23 protein-coding genes and 1 other RNA gene are annotated in these 20641 nt (G+C 61.3%); 13 read left to right on the plus strand and 11 right to left on the minus strand.

From position 1 onward, the window contains the following. The first annotated feature begins 116 nt into the window (after window positions 1-116). On the plus strand, window positions 117-1484 hold the full coding sequence (locus J3P76_RS24290) for an inorganic triphosphatase (RefSeq protein WP_434701330.1): 1368 nt from the start codon (window positions 117-119) through the stop codon (window positions 1482-1484). A gap of 144 nt (window positions 1485-1628) precedes the next feature. Here the strand turns inward: J3P76_RS24290 and J3P76_RS24295 are convergent, their stop codons facing one another. Next, window positions 1629-2099 carry an Lrp/AsnC family transcriptional regulator gene (locus tag J3P76_RS24295; RefSeq protein ID WP_434701332.1) on the minus strand — a complete coding sequence of 157 codons (471 nt, stop codon included), beginning with the start codon at window positions 2097-2099 and terminating at the stop codon, window positions 1629-1631. 126 nt (window positions 2100-2225) lie between these two features. Between J3P76_RS24295 and J3P76_RS24300 the strand changes: the two genes are divergently transcribed. The 6 genes from J3P76_RS24300 (at window position 2226) to J3P76_RS24325 (ending at window position 7269) form a co-directional block, all read left to right on the plus strand. Continuing rightward, complete coding sequence (locus tag J3P76_RS24300; protein ID WP_434701333.1) at window positions 2226-2564, plus strand: hypothetical protein; 339 nt, start codon at window positions 2226-2228, stop codon at window positions 2562-2564. 150 nt (window positions 2565-2714) lie between these two features. Next, window positions 2715-4499, plus strand: coding sequence for a GspE/PulE family protein (locus J3P76_RS24305; protein ID WP_434608956.1), 1785 nt, complete (start codon window positions 2715-2717; stop codon window positions 4497-4499). 125 nt (window positions 4500-4624) lie between these two features. Further along, on the plus strand, window positions 4625-5545 hold the full coding sequence (locus J3P76_RS24310) for an SPFH domain-containing protein (RefSeq protein ID WP_434561715.1): 921 nt from the start codon (window positions 4625-4627) through the stop codon (window positions 5543-5545). A 7-nt stretch (window positions 5546-5552) separates the two neighbouring features. Further along, window positions 5553-6002 (plus strand): NfeD family protein, encoded by a 450-nt coding sequence (locus tag J3P76_RS24315; RefSeq protein WP_434701334.1) that lies wholly within the window; start codon window positions 5553-5555, stop codon window positions 6000-6002. A gap of 68 nt (window positions 6003-6070) precedes the next feature. Then, window positions 6071-6388: a DUF2388 domain-containing protein gene (locus tag J3P76_RS24320; RefSeq protein ID WP_186633889.1), complete on the plus strand. Its 318-nt coding sequence runs from the start codon at window positions 6071-6073 to the stop codon at window positions 6386-6388. A gap of 212 nt (window positions 6389-6600) precedes the next feature. Then, window positions 6601-7269: an outer membrane protein gene (locus J3P76_RS24325; protein ID WP_434608952.1), complete on the plus strand. Its 669-nt coding sequence runs from the start codon at window positions 6601-6603 to the stop codon at window positions 7267-7269. A 95-nt stretch (window positions 7270-7364) separates the two neighbouring features. On the opposite strand, the gene gcvH is transcribed toward J3P76_RS24325, so the two are convergent. The 8 genes from gcvH to J3P76_RS24365 form a co-directional block, all read right to left on the minus strand. After that, a complete protein-coding gene (gcvH, locus tag J3P76_RS24330; protein WP_434561707.1) occupies window positions 7365-7748 on the minus strand; it encodes a glycine cleavage system protein GcvH in 384 nt (127 codons plus the stop codon). A 53-nt stretch (window positions 7749-7801) separates the two neighbouring features. After that, complete coding sequence (gene gcvT, locus J3P76_RS24335; protein ID WP_434608950.1) at window positions 7802-8884, minus strand: glycine cleavage system aminomethyltransferase GcvT; 1083 nt, start codon at window positions 8882-8884, stop codon at window positions 7802-7804. 168 nt (window positions 8885-9052) lie between these two features. Further along, complete coding sequence (locus tag J3P76_RS24340) at window positions 9053-10678, minus strand: ABC transporter permease (RefSeq protein ID WP_420765101.1); 1626 nt, start codon at window positions 10676-10678, stop codon at window positions 9053-9055. A 214-nt stretch (window positions 10679-10892) separates the two neighbouring features. Continuing rightward, window positions 10893-11897 carry an extracellular solute-binding protein gene (locus J3P76_RS24345; RefSeq protein ID WP_420765102.1) on the minus strand — a complete coding sequence of 335 codons (1005 nt, stop codon included), beginning with the start codon at window positions 11895-11897 and terminating at the stop codon, window positions 10893-10895. Between the two features lie 223 nt (window positions 11898-12120). Beyond that, window positions 12121-13338, minus strand: a complete 1218-nt coding sequence (locus J3P76_RS24350; RefSeq protein ID WP_434564068.1) for a 2-octaprenyl-3-methyl-6-methoxy-1,4-benzoquinol hydroxylase — start codon at window positions 13336-13338, stop codon at window positions 12121-12123. A gap of 61 nt (window positions 13339-13399) precedes the next feature. Continuing rightward, window positions 13400-14587: a 2-octaprenyl-6-methoxyphenyl hydroxylase gene (ubiH, locus tag J3P76_RS24355; RefSeq protein ID WP_434561703.1), complete on the minus strand. Its 1188-nt coding sequence runs from the start codon at window positions 14585-14587 to the stop codon at window positions 13400-13402. After that, window positions 14584-15918, minus strand: a complete 1335-nt coding sequence (pepP, locus tag J3P76_RS24360) for a Xaa-Pro aminopeptidase (protein ID WP_434649717.1) — start codon at window positions 15916-15918, stop codon at window positions 14584-14586. The genes ubiH and pepP overlap by 4 nt, the downstream gene beginning before the upstream one ends. A 27-nt stretch (window positions 15919-15945) precedes the next feature. Continuing rightward, window positions 15946-16500 (minus strand): YecA family protein, encoded by a 555-nt coding sequence (locus J3P76_RS24365; protein WP_420765105.1) that lies wholly within the window; start codon window positions 16498-16500, stop codon window positions 15946-15948. A gap of 129 nt (window positions 16501-16629) precedes the next feature. Here J3P76_RS24365 and J3P76_RS24370 point away from each other — a divergent pair, with 129 nt between their 5' ends. From J3P76_RS24370 to J3P76_RS24385, 4 genes are all read left to right on the plus strand, one after another. Then, window positions 16630-16839 (plus strand): TIGR02449 family protein, encoded by a 210-nt coding sequence (locus J3P76_RS24370; RefSeq protein ID WP_030138125.1) that lies wholly within the window; start codon window positions 16630-16632, stop codon window positions 16837-16839. Beyond that, a complete protein-coding gene (locus tag J3P76_RS24375) occupies window positions 16836-17153 on the plus strand; it encodes a cell division protein ZapA (RefSeq protein WP_039590276.1) in 318 nt (105 codons plus the stop codon). Before J3P76_RS24370 ends, J3P76_RS24375 begins: the two co-directional genes overlap by 4 nt. Before the next feature lie 30 nt (window positions 17154-17183). After that, a non-coding RNA gene (gene ssrS, locus J3P76_RS24380) (6S RNA) lies at window positions 17184-17363 on the plus strand. Window positions 17364-17480: 117 nt separating this feature from the next. Then, complete coding sequence (locus J3P76_RS24385; RefSeq protein ID WP_420765106.1) at window positions 17481-18083, plus strand: 5-formyltetrahydrofolate cyclo-ligase; 603 nt, start codon at window positions 17481-17483, stop codon at window positions 18081-18083. 39 nt (window positions 18084-18122) lie between these two features. Here the strand turns inward: J3P76_RS24385 and J3P76_RS24390 are convergent, their stop codons facing one another. Then, window positions 18123-18269: a hypothetical protein gene (locus J3P76_RS24390; RefSeq protein ID WP_420765107.1), complete on the minus strand. Its 147-nt coding sequence runs from the start codon at window positions 18267-18269 to the stop codon at window positions 18123-18125. 195 nt (window positions 18270-18464) lie between these two features. Between J3P76_RS24390 and J3P76_RS24395 the strand changes: the two genes are divergently transcribed. Next, entirely contained in the window at window positions 18465-18917 is a 453-nt protein-coding gene (locus J3P76_RS24395; protein WP_434608942.1) for an EVE domain-containing protein, read from the plus strand. A gap of 135 nt (window positions 18918-19052) precedes the next feature. Here J3P76_RS24395 and J3P76_RS24400 read toward each other — a convergent pair whose 3' ends face one another. Next, window positions 19053-19460: a flagellar basal body-associated protein FliL gene (locus J3P76_RS24400; RefSeq protein ID WP_420765109.1), complete on the minus strand. Its 408-nt coding sequence runs from the start codon at window positions 19458-19460 to the stop codon at window positions 19053-19055. A 150-nt stretch (window positions 19461-19610) separates the two neighbouring features. On the opposite strand from J3P76_RS24400, the gene J3P76_RS24405 reads away from it, so the two are divergent. After that, window positions 19611-20588, plus strand: a complete 978-nt coding sequence (locus J3P76_RS24405; RefSeq protein ID WP_420765110.1) for an NADPH:quinone oxidoreductase family protein — start codon at window positions 19611-19613, stop codon at window positions 20586-20588. The last annotated feature ends 53 nt before the right edge of the window (window positions 20589-20641 follow it).

The raw sequence follows: 20641 nt of genomic DNA on the forward strand, positions 1-20641 counted from the left end.
ATCGAGCGCAAGGATGGAACCGTTCGGCGCGTAGGCTCGACGAGTCCTGTACACTGCACGGCCTTGGCAGCCACACCTTCCCCCGGCTGCGCACCCGATCCCTGGATTTTCCGGCCATGCAGAAAGAAACCGAAATCAAACTCCGCGTCAGCCGCGAGACCCTGGCAGCGTTGCGTGAGCATCCGCTGTTGAAAAAACGCAACAAGAGTGGCTGGGAACGCCACGAACTGATGAACCAGTACTTCGACACACCAGAGCGCGACCTGGCTCGGGCCAAGGTCGCCCTGCGCCTGCGTCGCGATGGCGAAGCAGTGATCCAGACCCTCAAGACGCGGGGCCAGAGCATCGCTGGCCTATCCGAGCGCAACGAATACGATTGGCACCTGCCCAAGGCCAAGCTCGATCTGAAGAAACTCGACGGCGAATGCTGGCCCGAGGCGCTGGCTGACCTGGACAAAAAAACCCTCAAAGCGATCTTCACCACCGACTTCGTTCGCGAACGCGCCGAAATCGCCTGGGGCCGTGGCAAGAGCAAAGTGGTCATCGAAGCCGCCCTGGACCTGGGCCACGTCGTGGTGGGCAAGCAGAAGGAAGAAATCTGCGAGCTGGAACTTGAACTGCGCGAAGGCGAACCCGCCGCCTTGCTGGAACTGGCCGCCGAACTGGCCGTGACCCTGCCCTTGATGCCGTGCGACATCAGCAAGGCCGAACGCGGCTATCGCCTGCAAGATGCGAGCAGTTATGCCCTGAGCCTTCCGGCCCCGCAATTGACCGCTGAAACGCCGCTGGACGACGCCTTCGCCGCATTGAGCTGGCACCTGCTAGGGAGCAGCCAGCGCCTGGCCGAGCAGTACCGTTTCAACGGCCATTGGCGCCTGCTGCAAGACTGGGTGGAAAATCTCGCCGAACTGCGTGCCCTGCTCAGCAGCCTCGGCCAGGCCGCGCCGCGCCAGTCGACCCACGACCTGCGGGTGGCCCTGGACGCGCTGCTGGAGGACTGGCGTCCACTGGTTCAGGCCGGCATCGAAGACGAAGACGTGCGCAAGGCCGCGCCGGAGCAATTCCTCGAGGAGCTGCAGGACCCGCGTTGGGGCCTCTTCTCTCTCCAAGCGTCACGCTGGCTGCTGGCCCGCAGTTGGGCCGCCGACCGCAACACCCGGGGCAATCGCCAGGGCGCGGCGCAACTGGGCAGTTGGCTGCCACGGCTGCTGGGCGAAGAAGCTTCGTCGCTGCAACTGCAACGCTACCAACAGCAGCCGGAAGACCTCGCCGAACAACTGCCGCGCATCGAACGCATCCAGGCCTGGCTGCATCACGCCCGCCAGGTGCTGGAAATCCCTGAAATGGACCGACTCTACGGTGAGCTGAACAAGCTGGCGCAGCTGGCCAACGAACCGATCACCGACGAACTCCTGGACGCGCGCAAGCAACAGGCGATCGCGGTGTATCAGAATCGGGCCTGGAAGACTTTGTTGCGCCTGTAAGATCGCCATCGTCGGATCGCCGCCCGGAGCAAGCTCGCTCCCACAGGGGTCCAGCGTTGCACACAGATCTTGTGGCCGCTGAAGATCAACTGTGGGAGCGAGCTTGCTCGCGATGAGGCCAGCCCAAACATCGCAAAAACAAGCTCAGCGCACCACCGGCAAACTCGTCGTCGACTTGATCTCCGACAGCGCCACGATCGAATTCACTTCCTGGATCCCCGGCACCATCGACAGCTTCTCGAAAAAGAAGCGCTCGTAGGCCTCGATGTCCGCCGTGACAATGCGCAGCAAGAAATCCACCGACCCCATCAGCACGTAGCATTCCAACACGTCCGGAAAGCCGCGGATCGCCTCCGTGAACTCGGTAAAATTCGAGCGTCCATGGGCGTTGAGTTTGATTTCGGCGAAGATCTGCGTGTTCAGGCCGATTTTCTTACGATCCAGCAACGTCACCTGCCCGCGAATGATCCCTTCTTCCTTCATCCGCTGAATCCGCCGCCAGCATGGCGATTGGGACAAACCTACCCGTTCGGCGATCTGCGCGCTGGAGAGCGAAGCGTCGTCCTGCAACAAGGCCAATATCTTGCGATCAAACCCGTCCAGCTCGCTCTGCATAAAAAATCCCCGATAAGGCCATCACATGGTTTATCCAATTCGCCAGGTTGGCGAATAAGCTTATTTTAGATAAGAAATACCCCCAATCCCATGCAAAGATTTCTCTCCAATCTCAGGAGAAATGCCATGCCCTCTTTGCAAGCCCCCGGCACCGCCGCGCTCCGCGCCGACGTCTGGCACACCGCCAATCCCTATTGTCGCGCCCGCTTTCATTTGCTCGGGGAAGCCGAGGCGGACCTGCCCTGCCGGGTGCTCAACCTGTTCGCCTTGCAGGGCCTTGTTCCGGAAACCGCACGCATCGAACGTCTCGACGAATTGCTCTCGATGGAATGCCTCCTGACCGGGCTGAGCTGGCACCGCGCCCAAGTCATCGCTGGAAAATTGCGTAACCTGATAAGCGTCTGTTCAGTCGACTTGCAAGACGCTGATATCGCGCGGGCCGAGCCGATGCTGGCGGCAGGTTGAGGGCCTCCAGGCAAGAATTGGAAACGCATTGGTCGGGTAGTGGCCCAACGGTCCGCAGGGTCGGGACTATTCTTTTGCAGAACGAGCCACGACGCCGAAGCGTCTGTATCGCGGCTTTGCTGCAATTGTCCAATAGGAACCCGAACGCCCATGTCCACCAAACACGCCACTCAGGACCGCTGGCTGGACCTCAACGACCTGCTGCGCCAACTGGTTGCCCAAGGCCTCATCAGCCAGGACTCTGCCGAGACTGCGCTCAATGCCCGCCGGCGCCATAACGCCAACAGCCAGCTGCATCCACTGGAGTTCATCGCCAACCAGCATCTCGACGACCTCAGCCGTCCCGGCAAGCGCCTGGACCTGGAAAACCTGACGTTGTGGCTGGCCCAGCAGGCCGACCAGCCCTACATGCGCATCGACCCATTGAAGATCAACGTCGCGGCCGTTACGCCGCTGATGTCCTACGCCTTTGCGCAACGCCACAAGATTCTCGCGGTAGCGGTGGACCGGGACGCCGTGACGGTCGCCAGCGCCCAGCCCTATGTCAGCAGCTGGGAAGCGGACCTGACCCACGTACTGAAGTTGCCGGTCAAGCGCGTGGTGGCCAACCCTGTGGACATCCAGCGCCTGAGCGTGGAGTTCTATCGACTGGCCAAGTCGGTCAGCGGCGCGACCACGGTCGACCAGCAACCCAGCAATCTGACCAACTTCGAACAACTGCTCAACCTGGGCGCCAGCGATCAGGAGCCGGATGCCAACGACGCGCATATCGTCAATATCGTCGACTGGCTGTTCCAATACGCCTTCCAGCAACGGGCCAGCGATATCCATATCGAACCGCGCCGCGAGCAAGGCACCGTGCGCTTCCGCATCGACGGCGTGCTGCACACCGTCTATCAATTTCCGCCACAGGTGACGATGGCCATCATCAGCCGGCTCAAGAGCCTGGGCCGGATGAACGTTGCCGAAAAGCGCAAGCCCCAGGACGGCCGCGTGAAGACCAAGACCCCGGACGGCGGCGAGGTGGAGTTGCGACTGTCGACCTTGCCGACCGCGTTCGGCGAGAAAATGGTCATGCGGATCTTCGACCCGGAAGTGCTGCTCAAGGATTTCGACCAGCTCGGCTTCTCTGTCGACGACCTGCGCCGCTGGCAGGACATGACTCGCCAGCCCAACGGCATCATCCTGGTCACGGGCCCCACCGGGTCTGGCAAGACCACGACCCTGTACACCACGCTGAAGAAACTGGCGACGCCTGAAGTGAATCTCTGCACCATCGAAGATCCGATTGAAATGGTCGAGGCGTCATTCAACCAGATGCAGGTCCAGCACAACATCGACCTGTCGTTTGCCGCGGGGGTACGCGCATTGATGCGGCAAGACCCGGACATCATCATGATCGGCGAGATCCGCGACCTCGAGACCGCTGAAATGGCGATCCAGGCAGCGCTCACCGGGCACCTCGTGCTCTCGACCCTGCACACCAACGATGCACCGAGCGCCATCAGCCGGCTGCTCGAACTCGGCGTGCCGCATTACCTGATCAAAGCGACGGTGCTCGGCGTCATGGCCCAGCGCCTGGTGCGAACATTGTGCCCGCATTGCAAGGCTCCCCTGACCCTGGACGAAGACGACTGGCAAACCCTGACGCGTCCCTGGCAGGCGCCGTTGCCCACCAATGCCCAGCAGGCCGTGGGTTGCTCGGAATGCCGTGACACCGGTTATCGCGGTCGCGCCGGGGTGTACGAGATCATGCAACTGAGCGACAGCGTCAGAGCCTTGATCCATCCCGACACCGACCTGCTTGCGGTGCGCCGCCAGGCGTTCAAGGAAGGCATGCGAAGCTTGCGACTCTCGGGCGCGCAAAAGGTGGCGGCGGGCTTGACCACGGTCGAGGAAGTATTACGAGTGACACCACAGAGCGAGCAGAAGTAGGCACGGTCCGGCTCAGGGACCGGAAACGTCCCACAGACATACCGGAACGGACCGTAGCGAAGATAATGGCCGCTTGCCCTACACTCAGGGTTAGCAGGTCCATTCAATTCGTACAGGGAACCGTCATGCAGATCGGCAGCGTGCTTCTACTCTTCATCGGCCTCGTGGTCGCCATCCTGTTCATGGGGTTCAAGGTGGTGCCCCAGGGTTATCAATGGACGGTCGAGCGGTTCGGCCGCTATACCAATACGCTCAAGCCTGGCCTGAACATCATCATTCCCGTGATGGACCGCATCGGGCGCAAGATCAACGTCATGGAAAGCGTGCTGGACATCCCGCCCCAGGAAGTCATCACCGCCGACAACGCTACAGTGCAGATCGACGCCGTGTGCTTCTTCCAGGTGGTCAATACCGCCCAGGCCGCCTACGAGGTCAACAACCTCGAACACGCCATCCGCAACCTGTTGCAGACCAACATCCGCACGGTGCTGGGCTCCATGGAACTGGACGCCATGTTGAGCCAGCGCGACGGTATCAACGAGAAGTTGCTGCGCACGGTCGACGAAGCCACGGCGCCGTGGGGCATCAAGATCACGCGGATCGAGATCAAGGACATCAGCCCGCCGGCCGACCTGATGGCCGCCATGTCGGGGCAGATGAAAGCCGAACGTATCAAGCGTGCACAGATCCTGGAAGCCGAGGGGCTGCGAGCGTCGGCGATTCTTACCGCCGAGGGCAAGAAACAGGCCCAGATCCTCGAAGCCGAGGGCAGCCGCCAGGCCGCGTTCCTTGAATCCGAGGCACGTGAACGCCAGGCGCAAGCCGAAGCCCTCGCCACCCAGGTGGTGTCCCAGGCAATCGCCGACGGTAACGTACAGGCCGTGAACTACTTCGTTGCGCAAAAATACATCGACGCGCTGGGGCAACTGGCCTCGGCCAACAACAGCAAGGTGATCCTGATGCCGCTGGAAGCCAGCCAGGTCATCGGTGCGGTGGGCGGCATTGGCGAAATCGTCAAGGCCACCTTCGACAACAAGAAAGCCTGAGGCGCGTATGTGGCTGTTCCTGCAGCAATTGTCTTATTGGGACTGGCTGGCGCTGGGCGTCATCCTGTTGATATTGGAAGTGTTCGGCGCGGGCGGATACCTGCTGTGGATTGGCATGGCCGCCGCAGCGGTCGGCGTGCTGACGTTCGTCCTGCCGCAATTGGTGTGGGAGATCCAGCTCCTGCTGTTCGGCCTGTTCGCTATCGCGACAGCCCTGTATTGGTGGCGACGCCAGCGCAGCGCCATCCGCCAAAGCGACCAGCCGCACCTGAACCTGCGCGGGCAGGAGCTGATCGGCAAGGTGTTCCAGGTCCACGAGGCGATTGTCGATGGGCGCGGCAAGATCAGGGTGGCCGACGGCGTCTGGTTGGCGAAGGGTCCCGACCTGTCCATTGGCACGCGGGTCAGGGTGGTGGCACAGGAAGGTACGGTATTGACAGTGGAAAGGGCTGACTAACGTGCCATGGAACTGAACCGGGGCAACCGTAATCCAACGTCATAGTTAACCCTGTGGAGTCACCTATCATGCGTCTCAAACTTGCTGTCGCGACCCTGGCCTTGCTTTCTCTCCCCGTGGGCTCGGCAATGGCCGACACGTTTTGGCGTAACGTCATTTCGTCCGGCGCAACCACCGGTTCCACCTACCTGACCTTCAAGGATAACAAGCTGATCGTCGCCGCCCAGGACGACGCCGGCAGCTTCGTCGCCAGTGACGGCGGCATTCGTGGCCCTTACCTGGAAGCGGCCATGCAGAAAGTCCGTGCCGACAACCCTGGCCTGCAAGCCACCGACATGGAACTGGCCAACGCGATCCTGGCGAAGAACGCCATCGCCCAGGAGTGATTCCCGCCCCATGAAAAATGCCGCTCGATCGAGCGGCATTTTTTTATGGGCAAACAACTGCTGAGCTTCTTTCCTACATCGAACCGGCCAACAACCCCGCCGCTACGATGAAAGTTCACCGGCCCGCGGAGGAAGGCTCTGATACAAACGTGCGAGGCTGGCACCGCAAACTCTATCGATTCGAACATTCCCCACAATGCGAACCGATACTCATGAACAAGCCATGCCTTTCGTTGCTGCTGATCACCGCCACACTTAGCACCACGTCACATGCCGAGGGCCTATACGGCTCGATAAAAATCCTGAGCGTGCAGCAAGATCTTTCCGATGCCCTCCTTACCAGTCCCAGGGTCAACAATCGTGTTGTCAGCCCGACCAGCAACAAAGACGTTGGCGGATCTGTAGCGGTTGGCTATGGATTCGAAGGCAACTGGCGGCTGGAAACCGAGTATTCACTCAAACAGAATTCGGAGTTCAAGAGTCATTGGGCGCCGTTCGATGCCAACGTCAACAATATGCAAGTTTCGTCCAGCCGCTTGATGATCAACGGGTACAAAAACTTCCCGCTTAACCAACATTTTTCGCTGTACGCCATGGCTGGCCTGGGTGTGGCGTTTATCGATTCCGAGGGTTACCAGTCCAACCCTTCGCGACGATTCGCAAACAACAGCCAGAACAACTTCGCCTATGCACTGGGCGTAGGGGCGGATATCAAGCTCAGCCAGCAACTCACCCTTGGCACTGGTTATCGCTACGTTGACATGGGCGATATCGAAACCGGTTACAACACCTTTGCCAATCGCATCAACGCTCGGGACGAACAGCTCAAGGGCAAATTGCGCGAACAGAACCTCTACGTCGAGGCACGGATGGCGTTCTGATCTGAGACACAAATCAGAACTGCGGTGCACTCTCATAAAAAATGCCGCTCAGTTGAGCGGCATTTTTGGCCCGGTGAGCTCTAGCCAGGTCCGGGTTATTCGCCGATTGCAGCTTTGTAGCCGGCCGCATCAAGCAACTTGTCCAGCTCGGCCTCGTCGCTTGGCTTGAGCTTGAAAATCCAGGCGCCGTACGGATCAGAGTTCAGCAGCTCTGGTGAACCACCCAGCTCTTCGTTGATTGCAATCACTTCTCCCGAAACAGGGGCATAGATATCGGAAGCGGCCTTGACCGATTCCACCACGCCGGCTTGATCGCCTGCAGCAAAAACTTTACCGACTTCAGTCAGCTCGACAAACACCACGTCGCCCAACGCTTCCTGTGCATGGTCGCTGATGCCCACGGTGACGGTACCGTCGGCTTCCAGGCGTGCCCACTCGTGGCTTTCGGCAAAACGCAGTTCGGCAGGGATATCGCTCATAATTCTGTGTCCTCAAGAAAAAGTGTCAGCGGCCGGCGGCCCGCCGTAAAAAATCAGATCAGGGTTTTGCCATGGCGGACGAAGGTCGGCTTGACCACTCGTACCGGGTACCACTTGCCACGAATTTCCACCTCGGCACGGTCGGCGGTAGCCATCGGAACGCGTGCCAGGGCAATCGACTTGCTAAGCGTAGGAGAAAAACTACCACTGGTGATCTCTCCTTCGCCAACATTGGCGATACGGACCACTTGGTGAGCGCGCAATACACCGCGCTCTTCCAGCACCAACCCCACCAGTTTGTGCTGCACGCCGGCGGCAAGTTCAGCCTCCAGCGCAGCGCGACCGATGAACTGACGGCTCGCCGGTTCCCAGGCAATGCTCCAGGCCATGTTCGAGGCCAACGGTGAAATATCCTGGTGGATGTCCTGGCCGTAGAGGTTCATGCCGGCTTCCAGGCGCAAGGTATCGCGGGCGCCGAGTCCGATGGGAGGAATACCGGCACCCACCAGGTCGTTGAAGAAACTCGGGGCCTCACGGGCCGGCAGGACAATTTCCAGGCCGTCTTCTCCGGTATAGCCGGTACGGGCAATGAACCAATCACCGTCGGCGCGACCTTCGAAGGGCTTGAGTTGCTGGATCAACTGGCCGCGTGGTTGCGTAACCAGCTCGGCAATCTTGTGCCGGGCCTGGGGGCCTTGGATAGCCAGCATCGCCAGTTCGGCACGCTCGTGCAGCTGCACTGCGTAATCGCCGAGTTGCGCTTGCATCCAGGCCAGGTCCTGGTCGCGTGTCGAGGCGTTGAACACCAACCGGTAACCGTCCTCGACACGATAGATGATCATGTCGTCGACAATGCCGCCGCGCTCGTTGAGCATCGCGCTGTACAACGCGCGACCAGTGTCCTGCAAGCGATCGACGTCGTTGGCCAGCAGGCGCTGCAGCCAGGCTTTGGCCTGGGGGCCGGCTACATCGATCACGGTCATGTGGGATACATCGAACACACCGCAGTCGCGACGCACCTGATGGTGCTCTTCAACTTGCGATCCATAGTGCAAGGGCATATCCCAACCGCCAAAATCGACCATTTTCGCGCCGAGGGCGAGATGAAGGTCATACAGAGGCGTACGCTGTCCCATGGGTTTCTCCTTCCGGGCTTGGCGAAGGTGCGGATGGGTACTGCCACAGCCCGAACGCCTGAAAAAAGAATTTTCCGACGCTCCTAGCTACCCGGTCCGACAGACGGACCGCACCGAATGCCGCGCATTGTATCCGCATGATCCAAGGCTGGCACCTAGGCGTGTGCTCTATTCACTCAGAACGCGTCGATGGGCCGAACGCCGTATCAATCCGATGACTGGCAGCAGCCCCACCAGCACCAGGCTCAGCGCCGGTAGGGCGGCCCGCGCCCACTCCCCTTCGCTGGTCATTTCAAAGATCCGTACCGCCAGCGTGTCCCAGCCAAACGGGCGCATCAGCAAAGTCGCCGGCATTTCCTTGAGCACATCGACGAATACCAGCAGCGCGGCGCTCAGGGTGCCAGGAAGCAGCAACGGCAGATACACTTTGAAAAACAGTCGCGGCCCACTCACCCCGAGACTTCGTGCGGCTTCGGGCAACGACGGGCGAATACGCGCCAGGCTGCTTTCCAACGGGCCATAGGCCACGGCCAGGAAACGCACCAGGTACGCCAGCAACAGTGCCGACAAACTGCCCAGCAGCAACGGCTTGCCCGCGCCTCCGAGCAGTGTCGACAGCGGGATGACCAGCTCGCGATCCAGATAACTGAACGCAAGCATGATCGATACCGCCAGCACCGAACCGGGCAAGGCGTAGCCCAGATTCGCCAGACCGACCCCGGCGCGGATCGACCGGGTCGGCGCCAGACGTCGAGCGAAGGCAAGCAGCAAGGCGACGCAAACCGTGACAAGTGCCGCGAGTCCGCCCAGATAGAGGGTATGGAGAATCAACCCGGCGTAACGCTCATCCAGGTCGAAACGACCGCGCTGCCAAAACCAGACCACCAATTGCATGAGCGGAATGACAAACGCACAGGCGAAAACCAGCAGGCACCAGCCGCTGGCCGCCACCGCCTTGAGTCCTCGCAGGTGGTATAGCGCCTGGGCTCGCGGTCGCTCGTTGCCGGCCCGCTGGGCGCCCCGGGCGCGGCGTTCGCCGTAGAGGACCACCATGACCGTCAACAACAGGAGACTGGCCAGCTGGGCTGCGCTGGAAAGGCTGAAAAACCCGTACCAGGTCTTGTAGATGGCCGTGGTGAAGGTGTCGAAGTTGAACACTGATACCGCACCGAAGTCCGCCAGGGTTTCCATCAGCGCCAGCGCCACGCCGGCGCCGATTGCCGGCCTGGCCATCGGCAGCGCCACACGCCAGAACGCCTGCCAAGGCGATTGCCCGAGCACCCGCGCCGCTTCCATCAGGCCCTTGCCTTGCGCCAGGAAAGCGCTTCGCGCCAGCAGGTAGACATAGGGGTAGAACACCAGGACCAGCACCAGGATCACACCGCCAGTGGAACGCACCCGAGGCAGGCGCAGGCCACTGCCAAACCATTCGCGCAGCAACGTTTGCACCGGACCGGCAAAGTCCAGCAGGCCTACGAAGACAAATGCCAATACATAGGCAGGCACCGCGAACGGCAGCATCAGCGCCCAGTCGAGCCATCGACGGCCGGGAAATTCGCAAAGGCTCGTGAGCCAGGCCAGGCTCACGCCCAGCAGCGTCACCCCAACACCTACACCAAAGATCAGCGTGAGGGTGTTACCCAACAGGCGTGGCATCTGGGTGTCCCACAAATGGGACCAGATTTGTAGATCAATGCTCTGCCAGGACAGCAGCAGCACGCTCAAGGGCAACAAGACTAGCGCAGCGACGGCGAAGACCAGGGGATACCAGCGGCGTTGGGCGGGGTGGGTCAAGGAAAGTTCTCGTTCGCGTCATTACTGACAAAGGGCTCATGTGGCAAGGGAGCTTGCTCCCGCTGGGCTACGAAGTAGCCCTAACGATCCGGATCATGCCCCGTCAGATAGACCCGGTCGATAGTTGGGGAGGGCTTCGCCCTGGAGCGCCAGCCCGATCCCGCGGGAGCAAGCTCCCTCGCCACACTTCATCGATGGACTGAGCGATCCCGTCTCAATTCCAGCCAGCACGGTCCATCATGCGGATGGCTTCGGCCTGGCGCTTACCGGCCACTTCCACTGGCAAGGTATCGGCCTTGAACTTGCCCCAGGCAGCGACTTCCTTGGAGGGTTCCACTTTTGGATTCGCCGGAAACTCCTGGTTCACGTCAGCAAAGATGCTTTGCGCTTCAGGCGTGGTCATCCATTCCACCAACTTCTTCGCGGCTTCCGGGTGCGGCGCGTGCTTGGTCAGGCCGATGCCCGAGAGGTTGATGTGCACGCCCCGATCGGCCTGGTTCGGCCAGAACAACTTGACCTTCAGGTCCGGCTTCTGCTGGTGCAGGCGACCGTAGTAATAGGTGTTGACGATGCCGACATCACACTGGCCGGCATTGATCGCTTCAAGCAGCGCAGTGTCGTCGGAGAACACGTCGGTGGAGAGGTTCTTGACCCAACCCTTGAGGATTTCCTCGGTTTTTTCCGCGCCGTGGGTTTCGATCAGCGTCGCGGTCAGGGACTGGTTGTAGACTTTCTTCGACGTCCGCAGGCACAGGCGGCCTTCCCACTCCTTGCCCGCCAGCGCCTCATAAGTGGTCAACTCACCCGGTTTGACCCGGTCAGTGGAATAGGCGATTGTCCGCGCCCGCAGGCTCAGGCCAGTCCAGGCATGGGAGGACGCGCGATATTGAGGCGGGATGTTGGCGTCGATGACCGACGAGGTGAAGGGCTGCAGGATCCCCATCTGCTCGGCCTGCCAGAGGTTCCCGGCGTCCACGGTGAGCAACAGGTCGGCGGTGGCGTTTTCACCTTCGGCCTTGATCCGCTGCATCAACGGCGCTTCCTTGTCGGTAATGAACTTCACCGCTACGCCGGTCTTCTTGGTATACGCGTCGAAAACCGGTTTGATCAATTCATCGATGCGCGAGGAATAGACCACCACCTCATCGGCGGCCTGGGCCGTGGTAGTGCCAATCAGGGCCAAGGCGAGGGCGGACAGCAGGCGTTTTGTGGCCGACATGGTGGCGATCTCTCGATTGTGAACAGAGCGCAAATGATAAGGACTCACATTTAGCACCACAATCGAACAGTGGGCAGACACGTTTCCAAATGTTGCAACGGTGGGGTCGAGGTAGCGGTTCCGGCCTCATCGCGAGCAGGCTCGCTCCCACATTGACTTGCTTTCACATAACCCTGTGGGAGCGAGCCTGCTCGCGATGAGGTCATGAGCCCCGACACACCTCTCAGGCCCTGGCCAGTTCCGGCAAATCCCCGGTCAACCCCAGCGCCTCGCGCACGAACAACGCCTTGGCTTCAGGCAGGCGGTCCACCAACTTCAGACCGGCGTTGCGCAACCAGCGAACCGGCAACGGATCAGCCTGGAACAACCGCTCGAAACCTTCCATCGCCGCCATCAACGCCAGGTTATGGGGCATGCGGCGGCGCTCGTAGCGGCTCAATACCTTCACGTCAGCCAAGCGTTCGCCACGCCCGGCCGCTTGCAGCAGCACTTCGGCCAGCACGGCGGCATCCAGCAAGCCCAGGTTCACGCCCTGCCCGGCCAGCGGATGGATGGTGTGGGCCGCATCACCGATCAGTGCCAGCCCTTCGGCCACATAGCGCTTGGCATGGCGCTGGCGCAGTGGCACGCACAGGCGCGGGTCGGCGCTCAGTACCGTGCCGAGCTGGCCTTCGAAGGCACGCTCCAGCTCGTTGCAAAACACAGTGTCATCAAGAGCCATCAAGCGCTGCGCTTCATCGGGAGTGGTGGACCAGACGATCGAACACCAGTCTTCCTGACCCTCGCGGGCCAGTGGCAGAAACGCCAGCGGGCCGTTGTCGGTGAAACGCTGCCAAGCCGTCGTCCGATGAGGACGGGCGCTACGCACGCTGGTGACAATAGCGTGGTGCAGGTAATCCCACTCCCGCGTGGCCACCCCGGTCAGGCGACGCACGGCTGAATTCGCGCCGTCGGCGGCAATCACCAGCGGCGCGCGCAAGGTACGGCCGTCGGCCAGCGTCAGTAGCCAGTCATCACCTGAGCGGCGCATCTGCTCCAGGCGCGCGTTGGCAAGCAGGCCTAAATCACAATCGTGCAGTCGGTCCAGCAGCGCGTCCTGGACGACGCGGTTTTCAACGATATGCCCCAGCACGTCGGCATGCAGACTGGCGGCGGAAAAGTGAATCTGCCCAGTGCCGCTGCCATCCCAGACGTGCATGTCGGTGTATGGGCTGGCCCGTCGGCCGGTGATCCCGTCCCAGACACCCAGGCGTTCGAGGATCCGTTGGCTGGCTGCCGACAGAGCACTGACCCGTGGCTCGAATGCGGCCTGGGCATCAAAGGGCTTGACGCTCATCGGGCTGCCGTCGAGCAGCAGCACTTGCAGGCCACTGCCCTGCAACGCCAGCGCCAGGGCGCTGCCGACCATGCCGGCACCGACAATCAACAGATCTGCACGCAATTCCATGCTTTAAGCCTGTGTTGCTGGCGACATCAGCCGCCGGTGAAAGGAATGATCCGTATCAAGCATCAGGGCGTGTTCCCAAACCCATGGCCTGACGGGCGAACCAGCGCTTGGCGGGCGGCAGCAGGTCCAGGCCCAGCAGGCCGAGATTACGGCCCAGGGACACCAGCGGCAGATCGCTGCTGAACAGCCGCGTCACCCGGTCGGAGAAGCCCACGGTCAAGGCCTGATCCATCCGCTGACGCTCGCGATAGGCTTGCAATACGGTGAAGTCGCCGGGCGTGCTGTCGCTCTCAAGCAAGGTATCGGCCAAGGCCTGGGCGTCACGCAGGGACAGGTTGAAGCCTTGCCCGGCAATCGGATGCAAGCTGTGGGCAGCATTGCCCAGGATGGCCAGGTGCGGACGCACCTGTTCCTCGGCTTCCACCAGCGCCAATGGATAAAGATGACGCGCGCCTACTTGCTTCAGCGTGCCCAGGCGATAGCCGAACACATTCTGCAATTCACTGAGGAAGCTGCGCTCGTCAAGGGCCGCGAGTCGTTGCGCATCCATGCCCTGGCGAGTCCAGACCAATGCACAGCGATTTTCCGGCAGCGGCAACAACGCCATCGGGCCGTCATCGGTGAAGCGCTCGAAAGCCATGCCGTTGTGCGCTTCGCTGGGCGTGATGTTGGCAATCAAGGCGCTCTGGTCGTAGGGACGATTGCGCACCCCGACCCCCATCTGCTCCCGCAGGCCGGAGCGACCGCCGTCGGCCAATACCGCGAGGTCGCATTCCACAACAGTTTCGTCGTCCAGCGTCAGGCGATAGCCCGCGATTTGCGGCTCCATCCGAGCGACCTGCGCGGGGCAGCGCCAACTGACGACATCCTTGTCCAAGCCTTGCCACAGGCATTGGCCGAGCCAGGCATTCTCCACGACGTAGCCAAGGGCCGGCACGCCCTCCTCCATGGCCGACAACCGCGCCGTCGAAAACCGCCCGCGGTCGGACACGTGGATCTGCTTGATCGGCTCGGCCCGGCGGGAAACTTCCTGCCACAGGCCCAAGCGTTGATAAATTTGCCGCGCGCCGAACGAAAGCGCCGACGAGCGCGCATCGTAGCTCGGCTGCCAGGCGTCACCGGGAGCGAAGGGCTCGATCAGCATGATCTTCCAACCCCGTGCCTTGGCACCGGCTTGCAGCGCCAGTGCCAGGCTCGCGCCGACCAGGCCGCCACCGATGATTGCAACGTTGACCCGGTTCATGCCGCTTGAGTCCGTGCGGCGGCCATCAAGGCCTCGATTTCGGCGACCGTCTTCGGTACGCCGCGGGTCAGGATTTCACAACCGGTCTTGGTCACTACCACGTCATCCTCGATGCGCACGCCAATGCCGCGCCATTTCTTCGCTACGCCGCGATTGTCCGGGGCAATGTAGATGCCCGGCTCGACGGTCAAAGTCATTCCGACCTCCAGCACTCGCCACTCGCCACCCACGCGGTATTCGCCCACATCGTGTACATCCATTCCCAGCCAGTGGCCGGCGCGGTGCATGTAGAACGCCCGGTGGGCTTCGCTTGCGATCAGTTCGTCCACTTCGCCTTCCAGCAGCCCCAGGCGGACCAGCCCCTCGGTAATTACCCTGACGGTCGCCTCGTGGGCCTGGTTCCAATGTTTGTTCGGCGCGATTTGCGCAAATGCGGCTTCCTGGGCCGCCAGCACCACTTCGTAGATCGCCTTCTGCTCGGCAGAAAACTTCCCGCTGACCGGCCAGGTGCGGGTGATATCGCTGGCATAACAATCGATTTCGCACCCGGCATCGATCAACACCAGGTCGCCATCCTTGAGCACGGCATCATTTTGCTGGTAATGCAAAATGCAGCTGTTGCGCCCCGCCGCGACGATGGAACCGTACGCCGGCATCTTTGCCCCGCCCTTGCGAAACTCATAATCGAGCTCGGCTTCCAGGCTGTACTCATACAGCCCAGGCCGCGCCGCCTGCATCGCCCGGATATGTGCCTGGGCGGAGATCCGCGCCGCTTCGCGCATCACCTTCACTTCCGCCGCCGATTTATACAGGCGCATGTCGTGCAGCAGATGATCCAGGGCAACGAATTCGTTCGGCGGCTGGGCACCGAGGTGGGCCTTGGAGCGGATCACGTTGATCCACTCCATCAGGTGCCGGTCGAACTCCGGGTTGCTGCCCATGGCCGAGTACACCCGGTCGCGGCCTTCGATCAGCCCCGGCAGGATGTCGTCGATGTCGGTGATGGGGAACGCGTCGTCGGCGCCATAGTCACGGATCGCTCCCTCCTGGCCGGCACGCAGGCCATCCCACATTTCCCGCTCGGCATTGCGCTCGCGGCAGAAGAGGATGTATTCGCCATGGGCCCGGCCGGGCATCAACACGATGACGGCCTGCGGCTCGGGAAAGCCGCTCAGGTATTGGAAATCACTGTCCTGGCGATAGACATGCTCGACGTCGCGGTTGCGGATCGCAACGGCGGCGGCGGGCAGGATTGCGATACTGTTGGGCTCCATCTGCGCCATCAGGGCCTTGCGGCGACGGCTGTATTCCGACTTCGGGATATGAATCATGGGCAGACGGTGTTCCCTTTCAAGCGATCAGTGCAAGGACGGTTTGGCGGCCGGTTCAGCGGTCTTCTTGGTCTCGGTGAACAGGAGCAGAGGCGCGACCCGCAGGTACTCCATCACTTCCATATAGTCGCTTTCGCCGTCGTCGGACTCTTCCAGGGCATCCTGTACCTGGGAAATCGCCGCCAGGTCTTGCAGGACTTCCTTCGCTTCATCGCTCAGGGCGTATTCGCGGCGGGTCAGGCCGAAACCGGCGAGAAAGCCCTGGCACCACTGGCCCAGCGCAGCGGCGCGCTCGCTCAGCGGCGCATCGTCAGTCGGCAGCAGCAGGACGACGGTCATGTCATCGCTGGTCAGCTCGCCCTTGACCATTTCCTGCAGGCCGATGAGCGCATTACGCACGTTGTCCGCCGGCTCGCCTTCGAGCAGCTCGGCGGCGTCGGCCAACCAGCCGTCGGCCTCGAAGCCGGCGCCGGCGCAGCTGCGGCCAAGCAACAGGCCGTGGAGTTCGGCGGGCGAGACAGGATGACCGCTGGTGCTCAGCAGGGTGGCGAACGCTTGATACGGGGAATTCTGAATGGGCATGGGCAGCTAGGCGCCAGACGGCGCTATGTCTAGAATGGAGGCCTTGTATCCTACATCGACAGACTCGCCAAGACCATTAAAGGCTGTGCGACCTTTATCCCCCATCAGACACAATCTTCAGTGGACACAATGGAAGACACCGACCTGCAAGCGCTGATGGCCAGACTCGAGCTGCTAATTGAACGGGTCGAGCAACTTAAGAGCCAAAACGGACTCCTATTAGCTCAGGAAAAAACCTGGCGCGAGGAACGCGCGCACCTCATTGAAAAAAACGAAATCGCCCGGCGTAAGGTCGAATCGATGATTTCGCGCCTCAAGGCCCTGGAGCAAGACTCATGAGTTCAAGCAATAGCGTTACCGTGCAGATCCTCGATAAAGAATATTCGATCATCTGCCCCCAGGAAGAGCGTAGCAACCTGGTGAGTGCCGCCCGTTACCTGGACGGCAAGATGCGCGAGATCCGCAGCAGCGGCAAAGTCATCGGCGCCGATCGCATCGCCGTGATGGCCGCCTTGAACATCACCCACGACCTGCTGCACCGCCAGGATACGCCGGACGTACAGGTCAGCGGCTCGACCCGCGAACAAGTCCGCGACCTACTGGATCGAGTGGATTTGGTACTGGCCACCGATCCGGACGTCAGCAAGGGCTGATTCGCGAGGCTGCCTGGGGTATACTTGCGTCACTCCCTGGGGTGCTTGCCAGTTGGTGATGTCCCTGAGCCGATACGCACAACCACGGGGGTTGCACGTTGGGGCCGGTGTGCATGTCCGCTTGACGGAAAGCCTTAACGCCTCCTGCAACTTCCACCTTGAACTTTCGGGTTCAAGGGCTAAGCCGACAGCGGTTCATCCGGGGAGCCTGATTCTCGAAACAATGCCAGTCATCATGACTGGCATTGTCGTTTCTGGCGTTTGGCATTTCTGGCGCCGTTGTTTGCGGTTACGCTGTTTCGATGCCACCGCCTCGGAAACCTCGATATGACCGAACCTGCGTTGCCGACCCGCCCGCAACTTCGCCGCCTGCTGCGCCAGGCGCGTCGCTCCCTGACCCCGGCCCAGCAACGGGACGCCGCCCAAGGCCTCTACAGGCAACTGGCCCAGCACCCGCTGTTTCGCCGCGCGCGACACATCGCCCTGTACCTGCCCAACGACGGCGAGATCGATCCACGCCTGCTACTGCGCGCGGCCCAGCGTCGGGGCAAGGCGACTTACCTGCCGGTGCTCAGCCCATGGCCGCAGACGAAAATGGTTTTCCAGCGAATCCATCCCGGCGAGAAGATGCAGCCCAATCGCTTTCGCATCCCGGAACCACGCAAGAATATAGCCCGGCAACGCAAGGTCTGGACGTTGGACCTGGTGCTGTTGCCGCTGGTCGGGTTTGACGATGCCGGGGGTCGGCTGGGCATGGGCGGGGGATTCTACGATCGCAGCCTGGCGTATCTGTCGCGCCGCAAACAATGGCGCAAGCCGACCTTGCTGGGGCTGGCCCACGAATGCCAACGGGTCGAGCGATTGGTACAGGCAAGCTGGGACGTGCCGCTGCAAGGAACAGTCAGCGACAGGCGTTGGTACATCGCATGATAGGCGCCACCGGAATCAGCGGCGCCTGAAAGAAAGCGCTCAGCGCTTGAGCGATGGGGCAGGCTGGGCGATGTTCATCGGAACATCGTTCTTGCTGCTCCACAAGCTCTGGGCGTAACCCGTGGTCACGACACCCAGGCCGAACAGAATGACCAGTATCCACAACAAATCCGGTTTGCGTTTCATCGATTGCCCCCCTCAAGGCATATCACACACGATGACAGCAGCGGTTTTCTTATTGGCCGTGCAGCAGCGTCAAGCTTGGAAGGCCGGCATTTTGCGATAACCCGGACCCACACGCAAACTCTGGCGTCAACCGACTGTCGGTTTGTCATAAAATCGCTGAACTATTTTTAACTATATCGCCCAGGAGTAGAAATCATGGCTTATTGGCTGATGAAATCCGAGCCCGACGAATTGTCCATCCAGGACTTGGAAAAGCTCGGCCAAGCTCGCTGGGACGGAGTTCGCAACTATCAGGCACGCAATTTCCTGCGCGCCATGGCAGAAGGCGATTTATTTTTTTTCTATCACTCCAGCTGCCCGGAGCCTGGCATCGCGGGCACCGGAAAAATCATCAAGGCCGCCTACCCCGATCCCACGGCGCTGGAGCCTGACAGCCACTACTTCGACGCCAAGGCCAGCCCGGAGAAAAACCCCTGGACCGCGATCGACGTGGCCCATGTCGAAACGTTTCGCCACGTCCTGAAGCTCGACCACCTCAAGCAACAGACCGCTCTGGCAGAAATGCCGCTGGTGCAGAAAGGCTCGCGACTGTCAGTGATGCCGGTGACGGCGGAGCAATGGGCGGCGGTGGTTGCTCTGAAGCCTTGAGTGATTCGCTGTCGGGTAGGCCACCATCGCGAGCAAGCCCGCTCCCACAGGGAATCTCGGTTGCTCACTGTTCACTGCACATCCACTGTGGAAGCGAGCCTGCTCGCGAAAGGGCCCGCCTGGTTACCACAAGACTTATTGAATGATCAGGTTGTTGAACAACAGATCCTCAACCATCGGCTTGCCGGTCTCGTCGTTCATCACTTGCTGGGTCTGCTTCAACGCTTCCTGACGCAGCTTTTCCTTGGCTTCAAGGTTGTTCATGGTCTCGGTCGTCTGCTGAGCGAACAGCGCGACCAATTGGTTGCGAATCAACGGCTCGTTCGCTTTCACCGCCGCAGCGGCGGCATCGCCGGTCACGCGCAAGGCGACGTCAGCCTTGTAGACCTTCAGCTTGGTCGTACCATCCAGCCCATAGTTGCCCACGAACGGCGGGCTCAACGTGATGTAACTGACCTTGGGTGCCTCGCCTTCCTTGCTCTCTTCGGCCATCGCCGCCACAGGCAGCGACAGGGCCAGCATCAACATCATCCACGCTTTCACATTCCACTCCTCATCCGGTTTGCGGCCCAGCATACCGACCCGCCGTCCAAGCACAAGCTTATGGCCGGCTATCAGGGCGGGGCATGCTCGTTGACCCGTTGACTCTCACACCTACACTTATCGGCCATCACTCCCAAAGGAATAGCCCTGATGAAAGCCGTGCTGTGCAAAGAATTCGGTCCCGCCGAATCGCTGGTGCTGGAAGACGTCGCCAGCCCTGTCGCAAAGAAGAATGAAGTGTTGCTGGATGTGCACGCCGCCGGGGTGAATTTTCCTGACACGCTGATCATCGAGGGCAAATACCAGTTCAAGCCGCCCTTCCCGTTTTCCCCGGGTGGCGAAGCGGCCGGGGTCATCAGCGAAGTAGGGGAAAAGGTCAGCCACCTGAAAGTTGGTGATCGGGTCATGGCCCTGACCGGCTGGGGCAGCTTCGCCGAGCAAGTAGCGGTACCGGGCTACAACGTGCTGCCGATTCCCTCCGCCATGGATTTCAACACCGCGGCCGCGTTCAGCATGACCTACGGCACGTCGATGCACGCCCTCAAGCAGCGCGCCAACCTGAAGCCCGGAGAAACCCTGCTGGTGCTCGGTGCCTCCGGCGGGGTCGGCCTGGCGGCGGTGGAAATCGGCAAGGCCATGGGTGCGCGAGTCATCGCGGCCGCCAGCAGCGCGGAAAAACTCGCCGTGGCAAAGGCCGCCGGTGCTGACGAGTTGATCAACTACAACGAAACCAGCCTGAAGGACGAAATCAAGCGCCTCACCGACGGCCAGGGCGCCGATGTCATCTACGACCCGGTGGGCGGCGACCTGTTCGACCAGGCCGTGCGCGCCATCGCCTGGAACGGCCGGTTGTTGGTGGTTGGCTTTGCCAGCGGGCGCATTCCCGAATTGCCGGTGAACCTGGCCTTGCTCAAGGGCGCCTCGGTGGTCGGTGTGTTCTGGGGCTCCTTCGCCCAGCGCCAGCCCCAGGACAACGCCGCCAACTTCCAGCAGCTGTTCGGCTGGTTCGCCGAAGGCAAGCTCAAGCCGCTGGTGTCGCAGGTCTACCCGCTGGACGATGCCGCCCAGGCGATCAATGACTTGGGGCAGCGCAAGGCGGTCGGCAAGGTGGTGGTGCAGGTTCGCTGATTGGCTGCGATTCTCTTTCATCTGTACCGGGTCGAAGCCCTACGACCCGGCTT

The sequence above is a fragment of the Pseudomonas sp. D1-36 genome (assembly GCF_051132205.1).
Classification (GTDB): domain Bacteria; phylum Pseudomonadota; class Gammaproteobacteria; order Pseudomonadales; family Pseudomonadaceae; genus Aquipseudomonas.

Coding starts and splice junctions, on each gene's coding strand:
- J3P76_RS24320 (WP_186633889.1), top strand. CDS start 6,071: ATGCGTCTCAAACTTGCTGTCGCGACCCTGGCCTTGCTTTCTCTCCCC.
- J3P76_RS24300 (WP_434701333.1), top strand. CDS start 2,226: ATGCCCTCTTTGCAAGCCCCCGGCACCGCCGCGCTCCGCGCCGACGTC.
- J3P76_RS24375 (WP_039590276.1), top strand. CDS start 16,836: ATGAGTTCAAGCAATAGCGTTACCGTGCAGATCCTCGATAAAGAATAT.
- gcvH (WP_434561707.1), bottom strand. CDS start 7,748: ATGAGCGATATCCCTGCCGAACTGCGTTTTGCCGAAAGCCACGAGTGG.
- ubiH (WP_434561703.1), bottom strand. CDS start 14,587: ATGAACCGGGTCAACGTTGCAATCATCGGTGGCGGCCTGGTCGGCGCG.
- J3P76_RS24305 (WP_434608956.1), top strand. CDS start 2,715: ATGTCCACCAAACACGCCACTCAGGACCGCTGGCTGGACCTCAACGAC.
- pepP (WP_434649717.1), bottom strand. CDS start 15,918: ATGATTCATATCCCGAAGTCGGAATACAGCCGTCGCCGCAAGGCCCTG.
- J3P76_RS24385 (WP_420765106.1), top strand. CDS start 17,481: ATGACCGAACCTGCGTTGCCGACCCGCCCGCAACTTCGCCGCCTGCTG.
- gcvT (WP_434608950.1), bottom strand. CDS start 8,884: ATGGGACAGCGTACGCCTCTGTATGACCTTCATCTCGCCCTCGGCGCG.
- J3P76_RS24405 (WP_420765110.1), top strand. CDS start 19,611: ATGAAAGCCGTGCTGTGCAAAGAATTCGGTCCCGCCGAATCGCTGGTG.
- J3P76_RS24395 (WP_434608942.1), top strand. CDS start 18,465: ATGGCTTATTGGCTGATGAAATCCGAGCCCGACGAATTGTCCATCCAG.
- J3P76_RS24370 (WP_030138125.1), top strand. CDS start 16,630: ATGGAAGACACCGACCTGCAAGCGCTGATGGCCAGACTCGAGCTGCTA.
- J3P76_RS24295 (WP_434701332.1), bottom strand. CDS start 2,099: ATGCAGAGCGAGCTGGACGGGTTTGATCGCAAGATATTGGCCTTGTTG.
- J3P76_RS24325 (WP_434608952.1), top strand. CDS start 6,601: ATGAACAAGCCATGCCTTTCGTTGCTGCTGATCACCGCCACACTTAGC.
- J3P76_RS24345 (WP_420765102.1), bottom strand. CDS start 11,897: ATGTCGGCCACAAAACGCCTGCTGTCCGCCCTCGCCTTGGCCCTGATT.
- J3P76_RS24315 (WP_434701334.1), top strand. CDS start 5,553: ATGTGGCTGTTCCTGCAGCAATTGTCTTATTGGGACTGGCTGGCGCTG.
- J3P76_RS24390 (WP_420765107.1), bottom strand. CDS start 18,269: ATGAAACGCAAACCGGATTTGTTGTGGATACTGGTCATTCTGTTCGGC.
- J3P76_RS24290 (WP_434701330.1), top strand. CDS start 117: ATGCAGAAAGAAACCGAAATCAAACTCCGCGTCAGCCGCGAGACCCTG.
- J3P76_RS24310 (WP_434561715.1), top strand. CDS start 4,625: ATGCAGATCGGCAGCGTGCTTCTACTCTTCATCGGCCTCGTGGTCGCC.
- J3P76_RS24365 (WP_420765105.1), bottom strand. CDS start 16,500: ATGCCCATTCAGAATTCCCCGTATCAAGCGTTCGCCACCCTGCTGAGC.